This window comes from Streptomyces coacervatus, from assembly GCF_029223485.1.
Classification (GTDB): Bacteria; Actinomycetota; Actinomycetes; order Streptomycetales; family Streptomycetaceae; genus Streptomyces; species Streptomyces coacervatus.
In genome coordinates this window covers 808,614-832,034 of the sequence record NZ_JARHTP010000002.1, presented here as the reverse complement: position 1 = coordinate 832,034, position 23,421 = coordinate 808,614, and the positions used below count along the sequence as shown (strand labels likewise).

Below are 23,421 nucleotides of genomic sequence, written 5' to 3'. Positions count from 1 at the left end.
GCCGCGCCTGCGATATCCATGCCGAGTGCTGCGAGGCGACAGAGCCGGGCTGCGGGCCCGGCAAGAGGACGACGTTCCGGTGCTCCACCGCGAACTCTACGAGGACGTGGCCACCCGCTCCCGCGCGGACTCGCGAGCCTGGCGGCCCATCCCGGAGGGCTCGCCGGAGTCCCCCTACGGGGTGAAGGCGTCGTCCGACACGCTCGCCTGTTTCTCGGTGGTCGAACTGGAGTCGCAGGAGCTGGCAGGCGAGGCCCTCCTCTGGAACATCGACGCCCACAACCGCAACGCCCACCTGGGCATCTCCCTGCGCCCCTCCTTCCGCGGACGCGGACTCGGGCGAGACGTGGTCCAACTCCTCTGCCACTACGGCTTCGTCGTACGCGGCCTGCAACGCCTGCAGGTCGAGACGCTCGCCGACAACACCGCGATGATCGCGGCGGCGACCGGCGCGGGCTTCACGGTCGAGGGCACACTGCGCTCGGCCGCCTGGGTGTACGGCACGTTCGCGGACGAGGTCGTGCTCGGGCTGCTGGCCCGAGAATGGAGGCGTGACGAATCCTCTGACTCCGGACGAACGCTTCGACGACCTGGTGACTGAGCTGCTCGGCCTCCCGGGAGTCACACCCCCCGGCGGCTCCGGCTTCGGCAGGAGCGCACTGCGGGTGCACAACAAGATCTTCGCGATGCTCGTGCGCGGGCGGCTGGTGGTGAAGCTGCCCGCAGCGCGGGTGGACGCGCTGGTCGATGCTGAGGAGGGGGACCACTTCGACGCGAACAAGGGCACGCCCATGAAGGAGTGGTTCAGTCTGTCTCCGGAGTCGGCCCTCGACTGGTCACCCCTCGCTCGGGAGGCTCTGGCTTTCGTCGGCGGACAGCACAAGGGCTCCGGCGGCGGTTGAGGAGGCGGCTCAGCGCCCGCGCAGCGGATTGGCGCGGGCTGCCGCGAGCAGGTACCAGGCCGTCGCGCCGGTGTGCCGGTACGGGTAGTAGCCGAACCCGAACCCGGTGTCCAGCGGACTGCTGGCCGACACCACACCCGAGCGCTCGGGAAGGGCCTTGTTCCCCACGGTCTGACCCGCGCCGAGCCGGTCCTGGGCTCGCTCGATGGAGGCGATGAGACGGGCAGCACGCCGTTCGTCGCCGGACGCGCCGCGATCGCGCAGGGCCAGGGCGAGATGGGCGGTGCCCTCGAACCACACGCCGCTGCGGTCGGGTTTGGGCTGCGAGGGCGCGATGGGCGAGTCCTCGTCCGCCACGAGGGAGGCCGAACTGAAGGTGACACCTTCGTAGGACTGCCCGGCAGGAACCGTGCTGTTGGGCCGGTCCACGGTGTCCACCACCGACAGGTTGCCCGCCGCCCAGTCCACCGACCGGGCACGGCTGCGGTCGTGGAGCGACAGATGGCTCCAGGTCTGGGTGTCCTCGGGAATCGGCGAGGTGTTGACGGTGACGCCGTCGTTGGTGCCGGTGTAGAAGAACCCGTCGGCGTCGTTCCACATCTTGTCGAGGAACGCCTCGGCCCGGGCGCGCCGCTCCAGCCAGACGGCCTCTCCGGTGAGCCGGGCGAGGCGCCCGAACAGGCACGTCAGATCGATGTTGTGCTCGGTGGAGGTGAAGGGGAGTTTCTTGTCGGCGCCGTCGACACCGAACTTGTAGCCACCGAGCGGCTCCTCGGTCCGGGCGTGCGCCTCCACCCATTCACCGATCCGTACGGCACCTGCGAGGAAGCGGCCGGCTCTCGTACGGCCGGCCAGCGCAGCCAGCGCGATGCCCGCCCAGGCCATGTCGCCGACTGCCGTACCGGTGAAGCCGAATTGGGTGCCGACGTTCACGGTGCTGTCAGGGCGGACAAAGCCGTCCGGCTGCGCTGAACCGTCGTAGAAGACGTACGGCCCCACGTTGTAGGCCTGCCGAAGCCTGCCGTCCGTGTACTGGGGGTCGTGGGCCTGTGCGTACAGCAGCGCATCGCCGAGAGCAACGGCTCTGGACCACGAGTCGGGGGCGGGGTGGGCGAGGTGGGCCAGAATCGCCAGCGCGTTGTCGTACGTGAACGCCGTGCTGAAGAGGCCCGCCTGATCGCTGTAGCTCTGGGCCAGACGGATACTGCCGTGCTCCGGGTAACCGTCCATGGCCGCGGCGAGGAAGGCGTAGCCGCGGGTCCGGGCATCTCCCGTCCCGGAGGCGGGAGTCGAGACGTCTGCTGCACGAGCCGCGCCACTGCCGAAGGCTGTCAGGGCGGCAGCGGCGGTACCAGCCCCGAGGAGCGTCCGACGGGCGATCTCGGGCATGACTGCTCTCCTTGGGTCGGTGACGCTGCTCCGTCTGATGTCTGAGAGCGCTCTCAAGTGGCCATATTCTGCTGGCGTGGACGGGGGCGGTCAAGGCGATGCGCGGGGGAGGAGGTGTCCGAGTGCCGAATGTGGCGGCGGATCGCCTCACGCACCAACTCCCGTTGCTCCGCCCGGCCTTCACCGACTGGTCACTTTCGTGTAGGTGAGAGCGCTCTCAGTGATATCCATTGACGGCCCTCACGGTGAGCACCACAGTGACGGACGCGGTTTCTGTTGAAGCCGCTACCTCCTGCTCCCCCCACCTCGTGGAGGTCATCCCGTGTTGCGCAACAAGCATGCAAGGAAGACGCGTCGGCCGCTGCGGGCGGCGATCGGCGTGCTGGGCGGGCTCGCCCTGCTCGGCGGCGGCCTGTACGGCCTCGCCAGTGCCGACGTTCCGCCGACCCCGGGCGGCTGGAGCCTGGTCTGGAGCGACGACTTCACCGGCTCTGCGGGCGCCCAGCCCTCCAGCGACAACTGGATCACCGACACCGGGACCAGTTACCCGGGCGGTGCCGCGCACTGGGGCACCGGCGAGGTGCAGACCTACACCTCGGACCCGGCCAACCTGCAGCAGGACGGCGCCGGGCATCTGAAGATCACCCCGATCAAGGACGCGGCCGGCAACTGGACCTCCGCCCGGATCGAGACCCGGCGCAGCGACTTCGAACCGCCGGCCGGAGGCAGGCTGCGCATCGAAAGCCGCATCCAGGTCCCCGACGTCACCGGCGACGCGGCCGACGGCTACTGGCCCGCCTTCTGGACCCTGGGCGCGCCGTTCCGCGGCAACTACCAGAACTGGCCCGCCATCGGCGAGTTCGACATCATGGAGAACGCCAACGGCACCAACAAGGTCTTCGGCACCCTCCATTGCGGCACCGACCCCGGCGGCCCCTGCAACGAGACCAACGGTCTGGGCGCCAACCGGGCCTGCCCCGACACCGCCTGCCCCGGCAACTTCCACACCTACGCCTTCGAGTGGGACCGCAGCGTCTCCCCGCAGCAACTGCGCTGGTACGTCGACGGCGTCCAGTACCACTCCGTGAACGCCTCCCAGATGGATGCGTCCACCTGGAACGCCGCCACGGGCCACGCCCACTTCATCCTGCTGAACCTGGCCATGGGCGGCGCCTTCCCCGACCCGCTGGCCGGTCACGCCACACCCAGCGCGGCCACTCGGTCCGGCGTTCCGATGCTTGTGGACTACGTGGCCGTCTACAGCTCGGCGGGCGGTTGATACTCCCAGCACGGTGGCGAGGTTGTACCCGCGCTCCCTGCGCCGGGCGTCGGCCGGTCCCGGCTCGGTCATGTGGTCGTGCTGGACGCGGCCGAGGTCCATCAGGTGGCGCTGCGGATGCGGCCGATGGAGACCTTCGCGGAGGTGGCTCCGGACCAGGATCCGAGGGAGTGCCTGGCGGCGCTGCACGAGCCGGAGGACGACGACGTCCGGTCCGGCGTCCATGCGGCCTTCGACGGAGCGTCGGAGCTGCTGGGAGCTCTGCCGTCGGGGGCGTGGGCGCTGGTGACTTCCCACTACGAGCACCGGGTGCGCGGGCGCTTTGCCCGGACGGGCCTGCCGGTCCCGCGCGTCATTGCGGACGCCGCCGCAGTGGCCGAAGGCAAACCCTCTCCCGTGCCCTGCCTGCCGGCTGCCGAGCAGCTGGGTGCCCGGCCCGAGGACTGTCTGGTCGTCGAGGACGCCCCGTCCGGAGTCGAGGCAGGGCTGCGGGCCGGAACGACGGTGTGGGGGTCAACTCCGCTGCCGTGGCCGGCGTGCACCGTCACTTTGCGAGCCTGCGCGCAGCGGTTCCCGAGATCCTCGCATTTGCCGCAGACGGGGGCTGCAGCGGAAGAGGGTGACGTTGGACCGGGCCCGGTCGGCAATGCTCCGAGCCCGCACGGCGCGCCCTCCCGACCTCAGCCCTTCGCCCGCCGCCCGCTCCGCCGCGGCGCCGGCTCCGCCCCGTTGAGCAGGGACTGCCGGCGTTCCTCGCCGTTCTCCTCCACCTGGAGGACCACGCGGCGCAGACCCTCCGCCAGGGTCCGGCACTCCTCGTCCGTCAACTGGCCGGTGACGAAGGCCTCTTCCTCGTTGAACGCCGGGAACAGGCGCTGCATCAGCTGCTCGCCCTCCTCGGTGAGGCTGAGCAGGACCAGTCGGCCGTCCGACGGGTGGCCGGCCCGCCGGATGAGGCCGCGGGACTCCAGGGTGCGCGACACGCCGGTGAGCGTCCCCTTGGAGATGCCCGCCTCCTCGGCCACGTGCCGGGTCTCCGACTCGCCCCACACCCATACGACCCACAGCACGACGAACGCCGTCCACGTCAGGTCGGAGCCGCGCAGCACCGAGTTCTCCACGTGCTGGCGCACCGCGGAGGCGGCCCGGTAGATGTTGGCCACGGCCGCCATCTGGTCCCGGCGGATCGGGAAGCCGCCGAGTTTCGCCGCGGCGAGCTTCTCGGCTTCGGTGATGGAACGCTGGCCGGGCACGGGTGCTCCCTCGCTCTTCTTTGAACGTCTTCTTTGACCGTTCGGGATCAAATTGTACGAGGCGAGCTAGCGCTCGTGGACGATGCGTCCGTCGAAGACCGTCAGGTCCACCTCCGCGTCCGTGATCTCGTGCGGGTCCAGATCCAGCAGCGGACGGTCCAGTACGCACAGGTCCGCGACCTTCCCGGTCTCGATCGACCCCTTCCACTCCTCCGCGAAGTCCTGCCGGGCCGCATTGATCGTGTACGCCCGCAGGGCCTCGGCCAGGCCCACACACTGCTCCGGACCGCTCCTGCGGCCGCTCGCCTTGGACTCCCGCAGCATCATCGCGGCCACGCCCTGCCGCCAGTCGGGCTCGGTGATCGGTGCGTCGGAACTGGCGCACACCGCGACCCCGGCCTCGACGGCGGACCGCACGGGCCACTGGTACGCGGAGCGCTCGGGCCCCACGACCTCGTCCATCAGGTCGGAGATGGTCCACTTGATGGCGGGGTTCATGTTGATGCCGTATCCGTGCGCGGCGAGCTTGGCGAGGCTGCCGGCGCCGACGAAGTCGCCGTGGATGACGTAGTGCCGGGCGTCGGGCCGCGGGGCGGCCTCGTTCGCGGCGACGAAGGCGTTCACGACGGTGTCGATGGCGCGGTCGCCGGTGACGTGCACGCCGAGCTGGAAGCCCGCCTCGTGGGCGGTGCGGATCATCTCGCGCACCTCCTCGACCTGGAGCGCCGGGGTGTCGCCGTGCACGCACAGCGCGCCGCGGCCGCCGTCGGCGTACGGCTCGTTCATCCAGGCCGTGCGGTTCGGCGGTACCCCGTCGGCGAAGATCTTGACACCTATGGCGCGCAGCAGGCGCGGTTCGGCGGACTGCGGGCGGCGCAGCTCGGCCAGCCCCTTGCGCAGGTCGTCGGCGGAGCCGCCCATGGGCGCCGGCAGCAGCAGGACGCTGACCCGGGCCTGCAGTTCGCCGGTGGCGGCGAGGTCGGCGTAGGCGGTCCAGTTGTCGGTGCTCAGGCCGCCGAAGAGGGTGGTGGTGCCGCCGGGGCCGAGACCGGGCTCCGTATAGCTGGTGATGCCGCGGGAGTGGAGCTCGGCGATGACGTTCTGGATGGCGTGGCGGCGCTGGGCGACCGTGGGGGAGGGGAGTGCCGCCTGGACCAGGCCCTGGGCGGCCTCGCGCAGGATGCCGGTCGGCTCGCCGTCCGGGCCCAGATCGATGACGCCGCCCGCCGGGGGCGCGCTCGCCGCGTCGATGCCGCACTGGCGCAGCGCCGCGCCGTTGACCCACACCATGTGCGAGGAGAAGTCGGTCAGACAGACCGGGTTGTGCGGCGCGACGGCGTCCAGGTCGCGGCGGTGCGGAAAGCGGCGCGGATCGGCGAGACACTCCGCGAGGTAACCGGGATCCCAGCCCAGCCCCACGATCCACTCGCCGGGCCGGGAGGCCGTCACCGCACGCTCCACGGCGGCCGCGACGTCGGCGATCGAACCCACCGCCGGGTATCCGACGGCGATGGCGAAAGGCGGCTTCGTCATGCCGTACGCCGCCCCGTGCAGATGGGAGTCGTTGATGCCGGGCAGGACGGTCCGGCCGTTCAGTTCGACGACGCGTGTGCCGGGCCCGGCCAGGGCGCGGATTTCGGCGTCGCTGCCGACGGCGACGATGTTACGGCCGCGCACGGCCACGCCCTCGGCCACGGTGAAGCCGTCGTCGACGGTCAGGACCTGGCCGCCGGTCAGGATGAGGGTGGGGGTGCTGTCGCTCACGCGATGCCTCTCTGCTCTGATCTGAGAAACGTAGGTCGAGGGACGGGTCACCGCGTCAGCCGCGGACCGAAGTAGGCGAGGGCCGCACCGGCCACGAGGGCGACCCCCTGGGCCATCTGCTGCCAGAAGGCGGGCACGTTCAGCAGGGTGAGTCCGTTCTGCAGGCAACCGAGGAAGAGCACGCCGAGCAGCACCCCGAAGACCGAGCCCGAGCCGCCGGTCAGCGCGACTCCGCCGAGCAACACGGCGGTGAGCACGGTCAGTTCGAACCCGGCCCCCGAGGTTCCGGCGACGACACTGTCCAGCACCGACGCCTTGATGGCCCCGGCCAGAGCTGCCGCGACGCCCGTGACGACGAACAGTGCGAAGGGCGTACGGCGCACGCCGATGCCGGAGAGGTAGGCGGCCTCCCGGTTGACGCCGATGGCGAAGACATGCCGCCCGGCCGGGGTCAGCGCCAGAAACAGGGCGCCCGTCACAAGAACCAGTGCGGCGATGACGACCGGCGCGTCGATCCCGGCCATACGCGCCCCGCCGAGCCAGGCGAACCCCGACCCGAAGCTGCTCAGCGGCAGCGGAAAGAGCTGCTGTGCCAGCCCGCGCACGGCGGTCAGCATGCCCAGCGTCACGATGAAGGCGGACAGCCCGAGGCAACAGCACAGGATGCCGTTCACGACGCCGACCGCCGCGCCGACGACGAGCGCGCCGAGCACCGCGACGACCGGCGACTGGTGCTGCTGCCCGGCGAGCCAGCCGGCCACCAGCCCGCCCAGTGCGAGTGTGGAGCCGACCGACAGGTCCAGGTAGCCGCTGATGACCAGCAGCGCGAGCGGCACGGCAACGATGGTGAGTGTGGCCGCGTCGGTGGCGATCCCGCGCAGATTCCCCGAGTCGAGGAAGCTCCCGGTCGTCAGCTGGAACACCAGCACCATCAGGGCGAGCACGACGAGCAGCGGATGCCGCCGCACGGCGGTCAGCCCACCGCCGGCCAGAGCGCGCGGCCCCGGAACGAGACGGTCGGCGGATGAGGTGGTCGCGGTGGTCATACCGCTCCTTCCGAGGTCGCGAGCTTGTCCGGGTTGTGCATGTCCACGTCTGCGTCGTGTACGGCCGACAGCAGCGCCGCCTCGGTGAGTTCGGCCCCGCTCAGCTCGCCCACGATCCGTCCCGCGGCGACGATCAGGCAGCGGTCGGCCAGCGCGACGACTTCCTCCGGGTCGCTGGAAGCGAACAGCACGGCCGTGCCCCGCTGTTCGGCGAGTGCGGAGACGACCTGGTAGATCTCTTGCCGGGCACCCACGTCGACGCCCTGCGTGGGCTCGTCCAGCAGCAGGACGTCCACGCTGCGGGCTTCGTTGATCCAGCGTCCCAGGACGAGCTTCTGCTGGTTCCCGCCGGAGAAGGCGGCGGCCGGCAGCCGCGGTCGGGCGGGGCGCAGCCCGACCGTCTCGGACAGTGCGTCGAAGATCCGCCGCTCGCGGGCCAGCCGCCGCACGCCCCGCCGTGCGAGCGGACGGATCGACGGCAGCAGCGCGTTGTCCTGCGCGCTCAGCCCCGGGAACAGCCCCTGCTGGCGCCGGTCCGCCGGAACGAGTGCGATCCCCGCGGCCAGCGCCTCGGCCGGGCGAGTGGCCGCGACGGCACGGTCACCGACGCACACCGTTCCGCCGGACGCGCGGCGCCTGCCGTACAGCGTCTCCAGAATGCGCGTACGGCCGGAGCCGATGAGCCCGTGCAGGCCGACGATCTCACCGTCGGCGACCCGGAGGTCGACGGGCCCGAATCCGGGGCCGCGCAGCCCTTCCACCGTGAGCCGGGCCGGACGCATGGCCTCCGCGGGGCGCGCCCGCCCCCTGCCGGCGGGCACGGCACCGCTGCCGGCCGCCGGACCGGCGATCGCGGCGACCAACTCCCGCCGCGTCCACCCCGACACGTCCGACTGATGGGTCACCCGCCCGTCCCGCAACACGGTCACGGCGTCCGCGAGCCGCTCCACCTCGGCCAGCAGATGGGTGACGTACACGATGGCCAGTCCCTGGCCGCGCAGATCCTCCACCCGCTCGGCCAGGGCGTCGCTCTCGGCCCCCGACAGCGCGGCGGTCGGCTCGTCCAGGACCAGCACCGAGGCGCTGCGGCTGAGCGCCTTGGCGATCTCCACCAACTGCCGCTGCCCTGTGGGGAGTTCGCCCACCCGGTCGCGCGGCGAGCAGTGCGCCGCGACACGCTCCAGCAGCCCGGCGGCCACCTCCTCCTGGGCGCGCCGGTCGATCCGCCCGTAGCGGGTCCACTCCTGGCCGAGGAAGATGTTCTCGGCGACCGTCAGGGAGTCGACGACGCTGAGCGTCTGGAAGATGATCGCGACGCCCGCGGCGATCGACTCGCGCGGACTCAGCCGTGTGCAACTGCTCCCGCCCACCTCGATGGTGCCCGCGTCCGGCGGGAAGGCCCCGCCGAGGCACTTGATCAGGGTGGACTTGCCGGCGCCGTTGTGCCCGAGCAGGGCGTGCACCTGGCCCCCGGGGACGCTGAGATCCACGCCGTCCAACGCCCGTACGCCGCCGAAGGACTTGCTCAGCCCACGCACACGAAGGTTCGGCAGTTTCGGTTCGGACATGACCGGCGCCTACGAGTTCTGGGCGAGCAGCGCGTCGATCCGCGCGGTGTCGCCGTGCCGGACGAGCGTGATCGGCACCTGCACGCCGGGGTTCTTCTTCCCGGCGGCGACCGCGAGCGGCACATCGACGACGGCGGAGGCGATGTCCTGCGGCGCCAGGGCGGCCGAGGCCCGGTAGAACGTGCCCTGCTTGACGGCGAGCAGCGAGGGAGCGGCACCGTCCTGCCCGCCGACGAAGGTCTTGGCGTCGTCTTTAGCCCGCCCCGTCTGCTGCAGCGCCTTGAAGCCTCCGTAGGCCGCGGCGTCCGTGACCCCGAGGATGATGTTCAGGTCGGGATGCTTGGCCAGGATGGCCCGGGACTTCGACAGTCCCGTGTCCGGATCGATCGCCTGCTCCTTCGCCACGACGTCGACACCGGGCGCGTGCTTGGTGAATGCGTCGACCATGCCCTTGGTCCGCTCGCGGCCCAGCTGGATCGTGCTGTCCGTGAGGAAGGCGACCTTGCCCTTGCCGCCGAGCTGCTCGTGGGCCCACTTCGCGGCGGCCTCCCCGAGCAGCGTGCCGCCCTTGAGGAAGCTGAACTGGATGTCCGCGCTCTGGTGCTCCAGCGTTCCGCCGTACGTCACCCAGATCAGCCCGGCGTCCAGCGCCCGTTTCGCGATGGCCTCGGTGGCCTCGAAGACCATCGGGAACGACACGACGGCCGGGACCTTCTGCGCGACCCAGGCACCCAGGTTGGTGGCCTGTGTGTCGGCGTTGCTCGCGTCGCTCGTGGTCAGCAGGGAGACGTGGTGCTTCTTCGCGGCGGCGGTGGAGAGCTTCACCAGCGTTGCGTAGAGCGGGAGTTGGGTGAACGGATAGTCCAGGCCGATCCTGCCGAGAGCCTTCGCGCCCGACGACGATCCGGCCGCCGCGTTCGCGGCCTTCGCCGAGCCCGCGCCGTCGTCCGGCGCCGAACAGCCCGCCGCGGCCAGTGCGGTGGCCGCCGCCACACCACTCGACCACGCGAGGAACTGCCGGCGTGAGGCCGGGGGAACGGCCTGCGGGAATCTGGTCATGGCGGTGCTCTCCCAGGGAAACGGGCCCGTCACGGCGGGCGTCCGGCTGTGCCGAACAGAAAAGCCCCGGGCCTGCTGCCTCGCCATCCGTACAAATACCGACTCTTCGAGCCACCGGCGTCGACCAGGAGGAACCCCTCACTGGAGTGGCGAACGGCTTGCCCGGCGCCAAGGACGCCCCTATCGTTAGGGCCCAAACAATCGGCAGCCACGGGTTCCTCGGGAGGCTCGCATGCTCAGCCACCAGCAGCTCGCCGCCGCGACCCGCATCGGCATGCTCACCCGCGAACGCGACACCGCCACGGCCTGCGGCCAGGCCCTGCAGGAGCTCGGCCGGGCCCTGCCGTTCGACGCCGTGACCCTGCTCGGCATCGACCCCGTCTCCGGCACGCATGTGCAGATCGCCGGGGTCGGCTACACCGCCGCGACCTCCCAGGCCCTGGCCGCCGAGTTCGTCTCGACCCCCTGGTACGCCAACGTCGTACGACAGGAGCTGCCGCGCTCCATCTCCGAGGATGCCGACGATCCCGGGCCCCGCTTCCGGCACGGCTGGTTCTACGCAGAGCGGGTCCGCCCGGCCGGCTTCCGTGACGGGCTGACCGGGGCGCTGCGCCACGACGGCCGCCTGGTCGGCCTGGTCCACCTGTCCACCGAAGGGGCGGACACCTACGACACCGAGGCGCGGCAGCTGCTCGCCTCGATCCTCCCGGCGCTGGGTGTCCTCACCGACCCCACGGCCCATGCCGAACGCCTCGACGATCTGCCGCCCGGGGCGGGCGCGAACCTCGTCACCGCCGAGGGCGTCGTCCGCGTGCCGGGCCGGGCGCCCGCCGGGGCCTTGCAGGACGAGGACTTCGCCCGGCTCGTCGAGGTGTTCGCCCACTGCGGTGGCCTGCGCCTGCGGGCCCTGTGGCCGGTCGGATCCGAGTGGCACCGTGTGGTGCTGCGCCGCTGCGCGCTCGGGCCGGGGGTGGGACGGACGGCGGTGCTGGTGCACCAGGAGCGCGCCGAGCTGCCGTACGGACTGAGTCCGCGGGAGCTGGAGGTGCTCACGCGGGCGGCCAGGGGGCAGACCAACCGGGCCATCGCGCAGGCGCTGTTCCTGTCGCCGCGGACCGTGCACAGCCATATCGAGCACCTGCTCCGCAAGACCGGCTGCGCCTCGCGCGCCGAGGCCACCGCGCTCGCCGTACGGGACGGCGTACTGCGGCCCGGACCGGAAGACCTCGACCACTTCGTGGAACGGGCGCCCGCCGCCCGGGAACAAGGAGCACGCCGACGATGACCCGCACACCCCGCATGCTGCTCGTCCTCAGCGAGAACTGGACCCTCACCGGCGGCCGCGCCGATCTGCCCGCGGCCGTACGGTGGGCCCGCGAGGAGGAGGACGCCGGCTTCGACTCGGTCATGGTCAGCGAACACATCGTGCTCGGCCCCGACGCGGGCGCCGACGGCATCATGGGCAACCCCCGCGACTACGCCCTCCCGGGCAACCAGGATCCGTACACCCCCTGGCCCAACTCGCTGCTCCTGCTCGCCTCGATCGCCTCCGTCACCGAGCGGCTGCGCCTTGCCGCCGCGGCCGTCCTCGCCCCGCTGCGCCATCCGCTGCTCATGGCAAGGGAGTTGGGCACCCTCGACCTGCTCAGCGAGGGCCGGCTGCTGGTGCAGCCCACGGTCAGCTGGAGCCGGGACGAGTACGACGCCCTCGGTGTGCCCTTCGGCAAGCGGGGCCGTCTGCTCGACGAACACCTGGAGGTGTGGGCGAAGGCCTGGGCCCCGTCCCCGATCTCGCACGAGAGCGAGCACTACCCCTTCCGGGACGTCTACTTCGAGCCCAAGGCCCACCGCCCCGAAGGCCCCCGGCTGTGGTTCGGGGGCCAGCGCCTGCACGGCCCCGTCCTGCGCCGACTCGTCCGATACGGCCACGGGTTCCATCCGCTGGGCAGGCCCGCACCGCAGGACCTCCAGCTGCTCAAGGACGCCATGGCCGCCGCCGGCCGGGACGTCACCGACCTGGAGATGATCGGCGGCACCCAGGCCGTCTTCCCCGACGACCACTCGCCCGCGGACCTCGGCGCGGCCCTCGCGTCGATTCCGGAACAGCTGGAACAGGGCTTCACGACGTTCTGTATCAAGCCGAACCAGTTCATCGACGACCCGGACGGGGTCGGGGCGTTCTGCCGCGAAGTGATGCGCCGGGTCGAGGCGTTGACCGCGTAGGGGCGGCGGCCCGACGCCCCGATCGCGGTGTGATGATGGCCGTCATGGCGTTGTCTACGGCGTTCACGAAGATGTTCGGAGTACGGCACCCGATCGCGCTGGCCCCGATGGGCGGTTCGGCCGGTGGCGCGCTGGCCGCGGCCGTCTCACGCGGCGGCGGACTCGGGTTCCTGGGGGCCGGGGGAGGGGACCGGGAGTGGCTGGCCCGTGAGGTGCCGATCGTGGCAGGTGCCGAACTGCCCTGGGGCGTAGGGTTCTTGACCTGGGGGGTCGACATCGGCGCCGTCGAAGCGGCACTGGAGCACGGGCCCGAGGCGGTGATGCTGTCCTTCGGCGATCCGAGCCCGTTCGTCGAACGTGTCCGCGCGGCCGGGGCGAAGCTGATCATCCAGGTCACCGATCTGGAGGAGGCCCGGCAGGCGGTCGATCTCGGCGCCGACGTGATCGTGGCGCAGGGCAGCGAGAGCGGCGGGCACGGTGCCCGGCACGGGCGGTCCACGCTGCCGTTCGTACCGGTCGTGGTCGATCTCGTGGCACCGGTGCCGGTGCTGGCGGCCGGAGGGATCGCCGACGGCCGGGGCGTGGCCGCCGCCCTGGTGCTGGGAGCGGCCGGGGCGCTCGTCGGCACCCGCTTCCAGGCCACGGCCGAGGCGCTGGTCGACCCTTCCATCGCCAAGGCGATCGTCGAGGGGAGCGGGGAGGACACGGAGCGCAACCGTGCCCTGGACATCGCCCGCGGGTCCGACTGGCCGTCGCGGTACACGGCGCGCACGCTCGGCCATCCGTATCTCGACCAGTGGCGGGGCCGGGAGGCGGAACTCGCCGCCAACCCGCAGGTGCAGCAGGCGTATTGGGCCGACGTGGAGCGAGGCGAGATACCACCGTTGCCGGTATGGGCGAGCGAGGCCATCGACCTCATCACCGACCTGCCGCCCGCGGCCGACCTCGTCGCCGCTCTGGCGGCGCAGGCCGAGGAGGCCCTGGGCCGGGCGGGCAGACGCTGACGCCGGACAGGAGGGTGCGAGATGCTTTGACGTGTACTCGGCATAGTGCCCCCGCCTCCTACACCTCCACCTTTCCCGCCGGCGGCTCGGTCACCGTGGGCTTCATCGCCGGTAAGGGGAGCACGAATACCGCCCCGACGGCCTTCACGCTCAACGGCACTGTGTGCAGCGCGAGTTGAGCTCCGCGTGGATCTGCAGTGGGCGCGCCCGGGCCGCAGGTGTCGGTCCGGGCGCATCTGCGTCTGCGTCCGGCGGAAGACGTGTCACTCGCAGAACACCTGCATTTTGGTGTCGGGGTCGTCCATGTCGATGTTCACTTCGTCGAGCTGCTCGATGAGGTCCTCCAGGTGCTGCGGCCTGAGCTCGGCGAGGTCGATCGGCACCCCTGACTTGTCCAGCTGCTGGTTGATCTTGGTGAGCGCCTGAGGGGGGATCAGGCTCGTGAGCCGGACCCCGGCGCGCAGCAGTTGCAGGGGGATCCGGACGTTGATCCGGGTGGGTCCGTCACCGCCGGAGGTCTCGGCCGAGTTCAGCACCACGCGCAGGTACTTGGGCCGGGATTTCGTAGGGGAGGTGACTCCTGGCGGCGACCCGGGCCGGTCCCGTTCGAGGGCGTCGATCAGCCGCTCGGCCTCGTCCGCGGTGATCTTTCCTTCGGCCAGCATCTCCAGGATCTGGCGGCGCTGCTCGTTCATTGCTGCTCCTCGCTGCTCTCGCTCATCGGACGCTGACCTGTACCGCCGTGCGGTCGTACTCGAGCTCGAACCGGGTGCCGGGCAGCGCCCACAGCAGCTGCCCGGCACCGCGAAGCGCGCCCACGGGGCTCACCCCGGTGACGAGGCAGGCGACGACTCCGCCCAGCACGGCGAGCAGCAGCAGTGGTGACAGCACCAGCAGTACCAGCAGGACCGGGATGTACAGCCGCCACCGGCGCCCGTCGGGACGTCGACAGCCCACCGTCACCAGGTACGGGATCATCCGGACTCCTCCAGCTCGGCCAGCGCCTCCTGGGCGCTGATCTCCCCCCGCCGCAGGCGGTCGACTACGTCGGCCGCGCCGGTGGGGGCCGGGTCGGTGTCGACGAAGTCGAGTAGCTCGGCGATCCGGTTCAGCCGGGACTTGACCGTCGGGTAGCTCACCCCGAAGGTCCGCTCCATCTCCTTGATCGAACCGTGCGACCGTACGAACGCGGCCACGAACACCTGGTCGTCGATGCTGAGCTGTGCCAGCTGCGGCGGCTCGAACTGCCCCTCGATCGCGATGCCGCTGCCGGTGAGGCGGACCCGCTCGACCACGAACGGCTGTCCTTGCGTCAGGTCCGTCAGCTCCTGCCGGTCCGCCCTCGGCTCGCTGGCTCTGATGCTGCTACCAGCTCACCGGCAGCTCGTAGACGCCGTAGACGACGCCGTCGTCCTTGAACGGGATCTTCTCCAGGTCGGTGGCCCGGCGCAGGGTGGGGACGCGGCGGAACAACGTGCCGTAGACGACCTGGAGTTCGAGGCGGGCGAGCGGCTGGCCCAGGCACTGGTGGATGCCGAAGCCGAAGGCCATGTGGCGGCGGGCGTCGCGCCGGAGGTCGAGGCGTTCGGGGTCGGGGAAGCGGTCGGGCTCCCAGTTGCCGGTGGCGCCCGGGATGATGACGCCCTCCCCGGCGCGGATGAGCCGTCCGCCGATCTCGATGTCGTCCAGGGCGACGCGGCGCTGGCCGTTGTGGACGACGGTGAGGTAGCGCAGCATCTCCTCCACCGCGCCCGCGAGGACCTTCGGGTCGTCCGTGTCGCGGACGACGGCGAGCTGGTCGGGGTGCTCCAGCAGGGCGAGCACGCCCAGGGCGATCATGTTGGCGGTCGTCTCGTGCCCGGCGCCGAGCAGCAACAGGCCCAGCATCGCGGCCTCTTGGCGGGTGAGGTCGCCGGCCTGCATCCGGGCGGCCAGGTCCGAGAGCAGGTCGTCGGCGGGGTCGGCGAGTTTGGCCCGTAGCTGCTCGTCCAGGTACGCGAGGAGCGCGCCGGAGGCGGCCCGTGAATCGTCGAGCGAGGCGTCCCGACGGACCCCCACCTTGCTCTTGCTCTGGAAGAACTCGTGGTCGTCGTACGGGACTCCGAGCAGTTCGCAGATCACCAGTGACGGCAGCGGCAGGGCGAGAGCCTCCACCAGGTCGACGGGTTTGGGGCCGTCCAGCATGGCGTCGATGAAGTCGTCGGTCATCCGCTGGACCGCCGGACGCATGGCCTCGATGCGCTTGATGGTGAACGGAGCCGTGACCATCCGGCGGATACGGGCGTGGTCCGGGTCGTCCATGTTGAGAAAGGACGGCGGCATCTGGGAGTAGGCCTGCTGGAAGGCCGCGCTGAAGTGGGGGAAACCGGCCCGCCTCGGATCGACGCTGAGCCGGTTGTCGCCGTACAGCGCCCGCTGGTCGTCGTAGCGGGTGATGAGCCAGGGCGTGGTGCCGTCCCACAACCGCACCTGGGAGACGGGCCGTTCGGCATGCAGTCGCATCAGCTCCGGGGGCGGGGTGAACGGGCAGCCGGCGGCCCGGGGCATCGGGAACCCGGGGATCGTCTCGTCCGCGGTGTCGGCAGGGGCGTGGGTCATGTCACTCCTTCATGGTGGGGGGACCGCCTTCACGATGAGGGACCTTCAAGGTGGGGGACCTTCGAGGCCGGGTGAAGGGAGCCGTCGCCATGCAAGCCCACGAACCTGACAACTTCCGGTCAGCGGGCTGACAGGAGATCGATCTGGCCGGATCTCGGCTGCCTGGCGGGTGGTCCGCCGGTGCCGTCAGCGGCGTCGAAGGGCGTTGAGCCGGGCGGCCCGGCGGGTCAGGTGGTCGCGCTCGGCGAGGTTGGGCGCCTTCTGGGCCGCCTCGGCGTACAGCCGTGCCGCCGTCGCCAGGTCGCCGTCGCGCTCGTGGAGGTAGGCCGCCACCGCGGTGCGGCGGGGCAGCGAGTCGTCCAGTGCGGCGAGCGCGGCCAGGCCGGCGCGTGGTCCGTCGGCCTCGCCTACGGCGACTGCGCGGTTGAGCCGGACGACGGGGCTGTCGGTCAGACGCGCGAGCTCGTCGTACCACTCGACGATCTGCACCCAGTCGGTCTCCTCGGCGGTGGGCGCATCCGCGTGGAGGGCCGCGACGGCGGCCTGGGCCTGGAACTCGCCGAGTCGGTCGCGGGCGAGAGCCCCCTGAAGGAACTCGACACCCTCGGCGATCGAGGCGGTGTCCCACCGGCCGCGGTCCTGCTCGGCGAGCGGTACCAGGCTGCCGTCGGGCGCGGTCCGGGCGGCGCGCCGCGCGTGGTGCAGCAGCATCAGCGCGAGCAGCCCGGCCACCTCGGGGTGGTCGATCGCGGCCGCGAGCTGCCGGGTGAGCCGGATGGCCTCGGCGGCGAGGTCGACATCGCCGGAGTAGCCCTCGTTGAAGACCAGGTAGAGCACACGCAGCACGGTGGCGACATCGCCGGGCTGGTCGAACCGCACGCCGGACACGGTGCGCTTGGCCCGGCTGATCCGCTGCGCCATGGTCGCCTCGGGCACCAGGTAGGCCTGGGCGATCTGCCGGGTGGTGAGCCCGCCGACGGCGCGCAGCGTGAGCGCGACCGCGGACGACGGCGTCAGCGACGGGTGGGCGCACAGGAAGTAGAGCTGGAGCGTGTCGTCCACGGGGGATGCGGGACCGGGTGCCGGCTCCTCCTCCACGAGGTCCTCACGTCGGCGGCGCGCGGCGTCCGACCGGGTCGCGTCGAGGAACTTGCGCCAGGCCACGGTGACCAGCCAGCCCTTCGCATCCCGCGGCGGGTCGGCGGGCCACACGCGAACCGCCTCGATGAGTGCATCCTGTACGGCGTCCTCGGCCGCCGCGAAGTCGGCTCCGCGGCGGACGAGGACGGCGAGCACGCTCGGTGTGAGGCTCCTGAGGAGTGCCTCATCCATGGATGAGGCACTCCGTGACGGTGGGCGTCGCGTGCAGGAACGGGCGCAGCTCCAGCCACTCGTGGATCGGCTTCCCACCCGCCCCGGGGGCGGCCGACAGCTCCCCGGCCAGCTCGACGGCGCGCTCGTAGCTGTCGACGTCGATGATCATCCAGCCGGCGATGACGTCCTTGGTCTCGGCGAACGGGCCGTCGGTGACCGGCGGGCGCCCCTCGCCGTCGTACCGGACGAACGTCCCCTCGGGAGCGAGCGCCTGACTGTCGACGAACTCGCCGGTCTTCTCCAGCCGTGCCGCGAAGTCGTTCATGTACTGCACATGCGCCGAGATCTCCTCCGGCGTCCACTGGGCCATGGGTACGTCGTTGACCGCAGCCGGGGCGCCGCGGTAATGCTTGAGCAGCAGGTACTTGGCCATCGTCGTTCTCCTCGGTGTTCGTGCGACCCATTGTGGTCGCCTTCATCTCGGGGACGGAGCCGGGCGCACGTTCTCGACATCGCCGTCCGAAATTCTTTTGGCGAGATGCAGCGCGGCTTTTCAACGGGTCAGTCGCCCCATCTGTTGTCCGAGAGCCCCCGGGTGACGAGGCTGAGCGCGCCCGCGAGTTGTTCGCGGTGCCGGCGCAGGGTTTCGGGGGTGATGCCGGTTGCGGCGGTGTCGTCGGCGAAGTGGTCGGCCGCCACTTTGAGTACGGCGTTCATGGCGGCGGCCTGTGCGCGGACCTCGAACGCGTCGGCCGGCATGCCCATGCGTGCGGCGAGCACCTCGGCGAAGGTGTCCTCCGCGCGCTCCCGGAGCATGAGGTAGGCGGCACGCAGCGCGGGCTCGTCACGGGTCAGCCGGACCACGGTGTGCACCGCCTCGATGTCCGTGCCGGACGAGGATTCGAGGACGGGCCGGTAGGCGGCTCGCAGGTGCTCTGTGAGGTCTGTGTCGGCCGGCCGGGCGTGCAGGACCGCCCGGAAGGCGTCGATCGTCTTCGTGAGCAGTGGCTCCACGCAGCTTTCCTTGGTGCGGAAATGGCGCCACAGCGTGCGCTCGGAGACTCCCGCCGCCCCTGCGATCTGCTCGCCCGAGGTGGCGGCCACGCCCTGTTCTGCGAAGAGCCGGACCGCGTGGCGGGAGATGAAGAGGCGCTGCCGCTCGCGTTGCTCGTCGCTCACCGGCGGCCGCCCCCGGCGTGGTACACGGCCCGCGCTCACTCTGAAGTCCTCCATCGGCCGATCCTAGGCACCTCTGTCGGGGCGGCCGATTGGCGCAAACATTATTGGCGGCGACTGACAATAAAGCGCTACGGTCGAACCACCGGAAGATCACCGGAGGAGAGCCATGAGCGTTGCCGCCCAGCGTCCGCAGCTGCCCTTCACCCGTCCCAACGTCCTCGATCTCGCGCCGCTGTACGAGGTGCTGCGCCGGGAGGCCCCGGTCACGCCGGTCACCACACCGGCCGGGGATCCGGCCTGGCTGGTCACCCGCTTCGACGAGGTCCGCGACCTGCTCGGCGACAAGCGGCTCGGCCGCTCCCACCCCGAGCCGGAACGGGCGTCACGCATCACCTCCGCCGCGGTACTCGAGGGGCCCTCGGGCAACTACGACACCGAGGAGGCCGACCACACCCGGATGCGCCGGCTGCTGACCCCGGCGTTCTCGGCCAAGCGGATGCAGATGCTCTCCGACCATGTGCAGCAGCTGGTCGACGACTGCATCGACCAGCTGCTCACCGAGCATGCCGCCGCCCCCGACGGAGTCGTCGACCTGCATGCCGGGCTGGCCTTCCCGCTGCCCGTCGCGGTCATCTGCCGGCTGCTCGGGGTGGCCCAGGACGACCACGAGTACTTCGCCTCACTGTCGGAACGCATGGCCAACTACGCCATCGGTGACGCGGCCCACCGGGCACGGGACGAGTTCAGCGCCTACATGACCGGCCTCGCCGAGACCAAGCGCGCGCAGCCCGGCGAGGACGTGATCTCCGACATCGTCCGCGCCCAGAGCGCCGACCCGGACTACGACTACGACGAGATGATCCGCCTCTGTGTCGGGCTGCTGTTCGCCGGGCACGAGACCACGGTCAACCGCATCGGCCTGGGCACGCTCCTCCTGCTCACCCACCGCGACCAGTGGCAGGCGCTGACCGCCGACCCCGCCGGCCGGGTCAACGCCACCGTCGAGGAGATCATGCGCATGGGCGCGCCCGGTGACCTGGGTCTGCTCCGGTACGCCCACACCGACCTCGATGTCGCCGGTGTCACCATCCGGCGCGGTGACGCCGTGATCCTTTCGGTCAACTCCGCCAACCGCGACGCGTCCGTCTACGCGGACGCCGAGACCTTCGACCCCGACCGCCCGGAACGCGGCCACCTCGGCTTCGGCCACGGCGTGCACTTCTGCATCGGAGCAAGCCTGGCCCGCGTCGAACTCCGGGTCGTCTTCGCCACCCTGGCCCGCCGCCTGCCCGCTCTCCGGCTCGCCAAGGCCCTCGACGAGCTGGAGGTGCGCACCACCCTCACCGGTGGGGTGACCGGGCTTCCCGTGACCTGGTGAACACTCCCTGAACGTCACCGAACGTCACAGTTGAACGTGTTCAATTTCTCCGGCATGATGCCTCTGGTTGCCTGGGGCGCTGGACGAGAGGGACACGGTCATGACGAGTTCGCTGCTCGCACCACGAGGCCGTCCCCGCGTCGGCGCGACCGGCGGGGGAACAGCGGCGGGGAGCACGGCCCCGACGCCGATCCTCGACTGGCGGCATCCGCTTGTTGCCTCATTGCATCGGCAGATCGGCATGGCAGCGGGCCCGGGAGCCGGACCGGAACCCGCCGACCGGACAGCGGCCCTGCGCCGCGCCCATCGACGGATCGCCGCAGCCGTGCGGCCGGTGTATTCGGTGCAGGACGAGCGGCCGGTGTCCGAGGTGCTGCGCCGTGGTCGCGGCTCGTGCAGCCAGCGGCTGGCCGTGCTGGAGGCGGTGGCGCGGGCGTCAGGGGTGGCCACGCGGGTGCGCGGGCTGCTGGTGGACGGGAGTTTCTGGTATCCGCGATTTCCCCGGTTGCATCGGCTCGTCCCGGATCAGGTGCTGCTGGCGTGGCCGGAATTCCGGATCGAGGGACTGTCGCCGACCGCCCACCCCGGCGCGCCCTGGCTGGCGGTCTCGGAACTCTTCGGCAGCCTGGGCGAGTTGAGCGACGGTCACGGTGGCGGCTTCACCAATGCCGACGCGGAGACCCTCTTCGAGGCCTTGTCCAGAACGGCGATCGACTGGGACGGTGCGACGACCCTCTGCCCGGCCGCGGGCCCCGCATGCGATCTCTCGGCCTACGTCCTGGCCGACCTCGGCCGCTTCGACTCACGCGACGAACTCTTCGCCCGGCACGGCCAGACCCTGTGCCGGACCGCGAGGATGCTGGCCGAGCCCGTGCTTGGCCGTCGCGGCCCGTAGGGTGAGCAAATAATCGAAAAGCGCCCGGCACACGCCAGAGGACAACTCTCATGACCCAGGCGGCATTTGAGCATGTATTGGCCCTGGTGGCCGCCCGACGGGATGAATTCGACGAGAAGCGGCATGTGCCGCGTGATGTCGTCGCCGAATTCAAGAAGGCGGGTCTCTACCGTGCCAGTGCGCCGCGACGCTTCGGCGGCGAGCCGCTGGCGCCGGCCGAATTCCTGCGGCGGATCGAGCGGATATCCGAGATCGACGGCTCCGCGGGCTGGGTCGCCAGCTTCGGCTCCTCCCTGATCTACCTGGCCGCACTGCCGCTCGAAACGCAGGCCCAGTTGTATGCGGACGGCCCCGATGTCGCCTTCGCCGGGGGCCTGTTCCCCGTCCAGCCCGCCGAGCGGGTCGGTAACGGCTACCGGGTCCACGGCCGCTGGAAGTTCGCCAGCGGCTGCAAGGGAGCGGACCTCCTCGGCGTCGGCATCAAGGCCGGCGAGGACCGGGCAGGCCGGCCGCTGACCGCCGTACTGCGGCCCGAGCAGGTCGAGATCGTCGAGAACTGGGACGTCATCGGACTGCGCGGCACCGGCAGCCACGACCTCGCCGTCGACGGCATCGTCGTACCGCAGGAGTGGACCTTCGTCCGTGGCGGCGCGCCCACCGTCGACGAGCCGCTGTACCGCTACCCGGCCGTCGCCTACGCCGCACAGGTGCTGGCCGTCGTCGGCCTCGGAGTCGCCCGCGCCGCACTCGACCACGTCATCGCCGAGGGCGGGCGCTCCGGCTTCACCGGCGCGCCCAGGCCTGCCGACCGTCCGACGTTCCGCATCGGCGTGGGCCGGGCAGAGGCCCAACTCCGTTCCGCGCGCGCCTTCTTCTACGAGGCGACGCAGGAGGTCTGGGACACGGTGGAGCGCGGCGACCCGGCCACCGCACACCAGGCCAGCCTGCTGCGACTGGCCTCCGTCCACCTCGCCCAGACCTCCTTCGACGTCGTCCGGTCCGCGTACCAGCTCGCCGGCATCCCGGCCATCGCGGAGGCCGGCCCCCTGCAGCGTTACCTGCGGGATGCCTCCGTGGTCCCGCAGCACGCCTTCCTCCAGGAGGGCATCTACGACGGCGCGGGCGCCGTCCTCACCGGCGTGCAGCCCTTCCCCGGCTACCCGTAGACGGACTATCGAACCGGGTCACCGGGTCACCGGGTCATCTGGGGGTCACTTGATCGTCCTTGCGAGGACCTCCGGGGAGTAGTGCCACACTCGCAGCTGCGTGACCTTCGTCCCCTGGTCCTGGAGCCGCTGGAACGTGTCGACCAGGCCCAGTACCCCGGCGTGGAGTTCGTCGAAAGGCAGCGCCTCGCCGAACCTGTTCCACAGTTGCACGCCGACGTCGACCGAGGCGACGTCGGCCTCGTCGTTGGTGCCCGCGCCCGGGGCCGCGGCGGCGCCGAACTGCAGCCAACCGCGGGTGAAACCCCAGGCCCGGCCCACGTATCCGTAGTGGATGTTGGACCAGATGTCGTAGTAGACCTCCCGGCCCCGCGCGTCGCTCGGGACCTTGAAGTAGAAGTCGACGCTGCTGTCCAGCCCGACCTCGTTCTCGATCTTCGGTTTGTGGTCCCACGGCCCGCCCGACTTGACGTTCTCGTACCAGGCCGCGAGCACCACGCCGATCTCCGTCAGGTCGCCCGAGGCCAGGATCTCCCTGGCCTTGTCGGCGTTCGGAGTGTGGATGTTGCGCTGCATCTCCCCGAAGATGTACCGCTCGGCGGCCGGGAACCGTTCCTCGCTCTTGGCGGCCTCGGCCTCCTTGAGCGTGGCGACCTGCGGCCAGTCGTAGCCCGGGGGTTCGCGCTTCACGTCCCGGCCGATCACCCGGGCCGCGTTCTCGTCGGCCTCCCGCACGAGATCGCACGCCTTGTTGATCTCGTCCTGGAACACCACCCTCTGCACGCCGGCGGTCACCGGTTCCAGGATGCCGCCCAGGGCCGGGGGGTTGATGATGCCCGTTGCGGGGTCGATGGTCAGGCCGGCTCCGGGGATGTCGACCACCGTGGTGTAGTGCGCCCGTTGCTGCCCCTGCCGGAACAGCGCCAGCGCCTCCGCCAACGCGTCGCGGATGGCGGTGGATTCGCGTACGGCCATGGCGAACTGGTTGGCGGCCGCCCCGACGGCGACGGCCTCCGGGGTGTCGACCAGCCCCTGGTCCAGCTTGAACTTGGCGTGCGACAGGCCGGTGGCGGCCTCGCCGGTGGCGGGCAGGGCGTTGCGGCCGACCACGTCGAACTGCCGGGCGATGTCACCGACCGCGCGGGCCACCTCCCGCAGCACCTCCGCCGACGCCGGCGGCGTCTGCGGGGGCCCGGGGGCGGGGCGGGCTGCTGCGGCGGACCCGGGGGCGTACGTACGGCGTCCTCGGTCTGCTTCAGCAGCGTCGCGGCCGCCCCCTCACGCTGGTCGTAGCGGTCCGGGAAGGCCGACACCTGGACCCGCTGGGCGAGCTGGCCTGCGGTCAGCGTCGGCTCCTCCCGGTCGATCGGGACGGCCTTCTCGAAGAACTTGTGCGCGGCGTAG

Annotated in this window: 22 protein-coding genes and 2 pseudogenes; 10 read left to right on the top strand and 14 right to left on the bottom strand. The window is 71.3% G+C overall.

Going from position 1 to position 23,421, the window contains the following annotated elements; all coding sequences use genetic code 11:
* Window positions 1-25: 25 nt before the first annotated feature.
* Both P2Q00_RS07395 and P2Q00_RS07390 read left to right on the top strand, forming a co-directional pair.
* Window positions 26-601, top strand: a complete 576-nt coding sequence (locus P2Q00_RS07395; protein WP_275770690.1) for a GNAT family N-acetyltransferase — start codon at window positions 26-28, stop codon at window positions 599-601.
* The gene (locus tag P2Q00_RS07390) at window positions 552-902 is read left to right on the top strand and encodes a hypothetical protein (RefSeq protein ID WP_275770688.1); all 351 of its coding nucleotides are present in this window, start codon (window positions 552-554) and stop codon (window positions 900-902) included. Before P2Q00_RS07395 ends, P2Q00_RS07390 begins: the two co-directional genes overlap by 50 nt.
* Before the next feature lie 9 nt (window positions 903-911).
* Here the strand turns inward: P2Q00_RS07390 and P2Q00_RS07385 are convergent, their stop codons facing one another.
* A complete protein-coding gene (locus P2Q00_RS07385; protein ID WP_275770685.1) occupies window positions 912-2,291 on the bottom strand; it encodes a Tat pathway signal sequence domain protein in 1,380 nt (459 codons plus the stop codon).
* A gap of 322 nt (window positions 2,292-2,613) precedes the next feature.
* On the opposite strand from P2Q00_RS07385, the pseudogene P2Q00_RS07380 reads away from it, so the two are divergent.
* A pseudogene (locus tag P2Q00_RS07380) lies at window positions 2,614-3,567 on the top strand (glycoside hydrolase family 16 protein); the annotation flags it as partial.
* Between the two features lie 75 nt (window positions 3,568-3,642).
* A pseudogene (locus P2Q00_RS07375) lies at window positions 3,643-4,193 on the top strand (HAD-IA family hydrolase).
* Between the two features lie 57 nt (window positions 4,194-4,250).
* On the opposite strand, the gene P2Q00_RS07370 reads toward P2Q00_RS07375, so the two are convergent.
* The 5 genes from P2Q00_RS07370 to P2Q00_RS07350 all read right to left on the bottom strand — a co-directional run bounded on the left by P2Q00_RS07370 (window position 4,251) and on the right by P2Q00_RS07350 (window position 10,260).
* On the bottom strand, window positions 4,251-4,823 hold the full coding sequence (locus P2Q00_RS07370) for a MarR family winged helix-turn-helix transcriptional regulator (protein WP_275770683.1): 573 nt from the start codon (window positions 4,821-4,823) through the stop codon (window positions 4,251-4,253).
* 66 nt (window positions 4,824-4,889) lie between these two features.
* Entirely contained in the window at window positions 4,890-6,587 is a 1,698-nt protein-coding gene (locus P2Q00_RS07365; protein WP_275770681.1) for an amidohydrolase, read from the bottom strand.
* A 47-nt stretch (window positions 6,588-6,634) separates the two neighbouring features.
* Window positions 6,635-7,633: an ABC transporter permease gene (locus P2Q00_RS07360; protein ID WP_275770679.1), complete on the bottom strand. Its 999-nt coding sequence runs from the start codon at window positions 7,631-7,633 to the stop codon at window positions 6,635-6,637.
* Window positions 7,630-9,201, bottom strand: a complete 1,572-nt coding sequence (locus P2Q00_RS07355; RefSeq protein WP_275770677.1) for a sugar ABC transporter ATP-binding protein — start codon at window positions 9,199-9,201, stop codon at window positions 7,630-7,632. The genes P2Q00_RS07360 and P2Q00_RS07355 overlap by 4 nt, the downstream gene beginning before the upstream one ends.
* 9 nt (window positions 9,202-9,210) lie before the next feature.
* Window positions 9,211-10,260 carry a sugar ABC transporter substrate-binding protein gene (locus P2Q00_RS07350; RefSeq protein ID WP_275770676.1) on the bottom strand — a complete coding sequence of 350 codons (1,050 nt, stop codon included), beginning with the start codon at window positions 10,258-10,260 and terminating at the stop codon, window positions 9,211-9,213.
* Between the two features lie 232 nt (window positions 10,261-10,492).
* Here P2Q00_RS07350 and P2Q00_RS07345 point away from each other — a divergent pair, with 232 nt between their 5' ends.
* The 3 genes from P2Q00_RS07345 to P2Q00_RS07335 are packed head-to-tail and all read left to right on the top strand — an operon-like array spanning window position 10,493 to window position 13,487.
* The gene (locus tag P2Q00_RS07345; protein ID WP_275770675.1) at window positions 10,493-11,545 is read left to right on the top strand and encodes a helix-turn-helix transcriptional regulator; all 1,053 of its coding nucleotides are present in this window, start codon (window positions 10,493-10,495) and stop codon (window positions 11,543-11,545) included.
* A complete protein-coding gene (locus tag P2Q00_RS07340; protein ID WP_275770673.1) occupies window positions 11,542-12,483 on the top strand; it encodes an LLM class flavin-dependent oxidoreductase in 942 nt (313 codons plus the stop codon). Before P2Q00_RS07345 ends, P2Q00_RS07340 begins: the two co-directional genes overlap by 4 nt.
* Before the next feature lie 44 nt (window positions 12,484-12,527).
* Window positions 12,528-13,487, top strand: coding sequence for a nitronate monooxygenase (locus tag P2Q00_RS07335; RefSeq protein WP_275770671.1), 960 nt, complete (start codon window positions 12,528-12,530; stop codon window positions 13,485-13,487).
* Between the two features lie 263 nt (window positions 13,488-13,750).
* Here the strand turns inward: P2Q00_RS07335 and P2Q00_RS07325 are convergent, their stop codons facing one another.
* The 7 genes from P2Q00_RS07325 to P2Q00_RS07295 form a co-directional block, all read right to left on the bottom strand.
* Window positions 13,751-14,182, bottom strand: a complete 432-nt coding sequence (locus P2Q00_RS07325; protein WP_275770669.1) for an SHOCT-like domain-containing protein — start codon at window positions 14,180-14,182, stop codon at window positions 13,751-13,753.
* Window positions 14,183-14,204: 22 nt separating this feature from the next.
* The gene (locus P2Q00_RS07320) at window positions 14,205-14,465 is read right to left on the bottom strand and encodes a hypothetical protein (RefSeq protein WP_275770667.1); all 261 of its coding nucleotides are present in this window, start codon (window positions 14,463-14,465) and stop codon (window positions 14,205-14,207) included.
* A complete protein-coding gene (locus P2Q00_RS07315; protein WP_275770665.1) occupies window positions 14,462-14,782 on the bottom strand; it encodes a DUF2089 domain-containing protein in 321 nt (106 codons plus the stop codon). Before P2Q00_RS07315 ends, P2Q00_RS07320 begins: the two co-directional genes overlap by 4 nt.
* Window positions 14,783-14,852: 70 nt before the next feature.
* Window positions 14,853-16,085 carry a cytochrome P450 gene (locus tag P2Q00_RS07310; RefSeq protein WP_275770663.1) on the bottom strand — a complete coding sequence of 411 codons (1,233 nt, stop codon included), beginning with the start codon at window positions 16,083-16,085 and terminating at the stop codon, window positions 14,853-14,855.
* A gap of 186 nt (window positions 16,086-16,271) precedes the next feature.
* Entirely contained in the window at window positions 16,272-17,417 is a 1,146-nt protein-coding gene (locus tag P2Q00_RS07305) for an RNA polymerase sigma factor (RefSeq protein ID WP_275770661.1), read from the bottom strand.
* Entirely contained in the window at window positions 17,410-17,832 is a 423-nt protein-coding gene (locus P2Q00_RS07300) for a YciI family protein (RefSeq protein ID WP_275770659.1), read from the bottom strand. The genes P2Q00_RS07305 and P2Q00_RS07300 overlap by 8 nt, the downstream gene beginning before the upstream one ends.
* Before the next feature lie 128 nt (window positions 17,833-17,960).
* Window positions 17,961-18,632 carry a TetR/AcrR family transcriptional regulator gene (locus P2Q00_RS07295; RefSeq protein ID WP_275770658.1) on the bottom strand — a complete coding sequence of 224 codons (672 nt, stop codon included), beginning with the start codon at window positions 18,630-18,632 and terminating at the stop codon, window positions 17,961-17,963.
* A gap of 112 nt (window positions 18,633-18,744) precedes the next feature.
* Here P2Q00_RS07295 and P2Q00_RS07290 point away from each other — a divergent pair, with 112 nt between their 5' ends.
* The 3 genes from P2Q00_RS07290 (at window position 18,745) to P2Q00_RS07280 (ending at window position 22,017) form a co-directional block, all read left to right on the top strand.
* Window positions 18,745-19,956, top strand: coding sequence for a cytochrome P450 (locus P2Q00_RS07290; protein ID WP_275770656.1), 1,212 nt, complete (start codon window positions 18,745-18,747; stop codon window positions 19,954-19,956).
* A 100-nt stretch (window positions 19,957-20,056) separates the two neighbouring features.
* Window positions 20,057-20,851 (top strand): transglutaminase domain-containing protein, encoded by a 795-nt coding sequence (locus P2Q00_RS07285; protein ID WP_275770655.1) that lies wholly within the window; start codon window positions 20,057-20,059, stop codon window positions 20,849-20,851.
* A gap of 50 nt (window positions 20,852-20,901) precedes the next feature.
* Window positions 20,902-22,017: an acyl-CoA dehydrogenase family protein gene (locus P2Q00_RS07280; protein WP_275770653.1), complete on the top strand. Its 1,116-nt coding sequence runs from the start codon at window positions 20,902-20,904 to the stop codon at window positions 22,015-22,017.
* A gap of 45 nt (window positions 22,018-22,062) precedes the next feature.
* On the opposite strand, the gene P2Q00_RS07275 is transcribed toward P2Q00_RS07280, so the two are convergent.
* Window positions 22,063-23,166: a polymorphic toxin type 44 domain-containing protein gene (locus tag P2Q00_RS07275; protein WP_275770652.1), complete on the bottom strand. Its 1,104-nt coding sequence runs from the start codon at window positions 23,164-23,166 to the stop codon at window positions 22,063-22,065.
* Window positions 23,167-23,421: the final 255 nt, after the last annotated feature.

Coding starts and splice junctions, on each gene's coding strand:
- P2Q00_RS07290 (WP_275770656.1), top strand. CDS start 18,745: ATGAGCGTTGCCGCCCAGCGTCCGCAGCTGCCCTTCACCCGTCCCAAC.
- P2Q00_RS07385 (WP_275770685.1), bottom strand. CDS start 2,291: ATGCCCGAGATCGCCCGTCGGACGCTCCTCGGGGCTGGTACCGCCGCT.
- P2Q00_RS07335 (WP_275770671.1), top strand. CDS start 12,528: ATGGCGTTGTCTACGGCGTTCACGAAGATGTTCGGAGTACGGCACCCG.
- P2Q00_RS07310 (WP_275770663.1), bottom strand. CDS start 16,085: ATGACCCACGCCCCTGCCGACACCGCGGACGAGACGATCCCCGGGTTC.
- P2Q00_RS07345 (WP_275770675.1), top strand. CDS start 10,493: ATGCTCAGCCACCAGCAGCTCGCCGCCGCGACCCGCATCGGCATGCTC.
- P2Q00_RS07305 (WP_275770661.1), bottom strand. CDS start 17,417: ATGGATGAGGCACTCCTCAGGAGCCTCACACCGAGCGTGCTCGCCGTC.
- P2Q00_RS07280 (WP_275770653.1), top strand. CDS start 20,902: ATGACCCAGGCGGCATTTGAGCATGTATTGGCCCTGGTGGCCGCCCGA.
- P2Q00_RS07320 (WP_275770667.1), bottom strand. CDS start 14,465: ATGATCCCGTACCTGGTGACGGTGGGCTGTCGACGTCCCGACGGGCGC.
- P2Q00_RS07295 (WP_275770658.1), bottom strand. CDS start 18,632: ATGGAGGACTTCAGAGTGAGCGCGGGCCGTGTACCACGCCGGGGGCGG.
- P2Q00_RS07340 (WP_275770673.1), top strand. CDS start 11,542: ATGACCCGCACACCCCGCATGCTGCTCGTCCTCAGCGAGAACTGGACC.
- P2Q00_RS07355 (WP_275770677.1), bottom strand. CDS start 9,201: ATGTCCGAACCGAAACTGCCGAACCTTCGTGTGCGTGGGCTGAGCAAG.
- P2Q00_RS07350 (WP_275770676.1), bottom strand. CDS start 10,260: ATGACCAGATTCCCGCAGGCCGTTCCCCCGGCCTCACGCCGGCAGTTC.
- P2Q00_RS07360 (WP_275770679.1), bottom strand. CDS start 7,633: ATGACCACCGCGACCACCTCATCCGCCGACCGTCTCGTTCCGGGGCCG.
- P2Q00_RS07285 (WP_275770655.1), top strand. CDS start 20,057: ATGACGAGTTCGCTGCTCGCACCACGAGGCCGTCCCCGCGTCGGCGCG.
- P2Q00_RS07300 (WP_275770659.1), bottom strand. CDS start 17,832: ATGGCCAAGTACCTGCTGCTCAAGCATTACCGCGGCGCCCCGGCTGCG.
- P2Q00_RS07325 (WP_275770669.1), bottom strand. CDS start 14,182: ATGAACGAGCAGCGCCGCCAGATCCTGGAGATGCTGGCCGAAGGAAAG.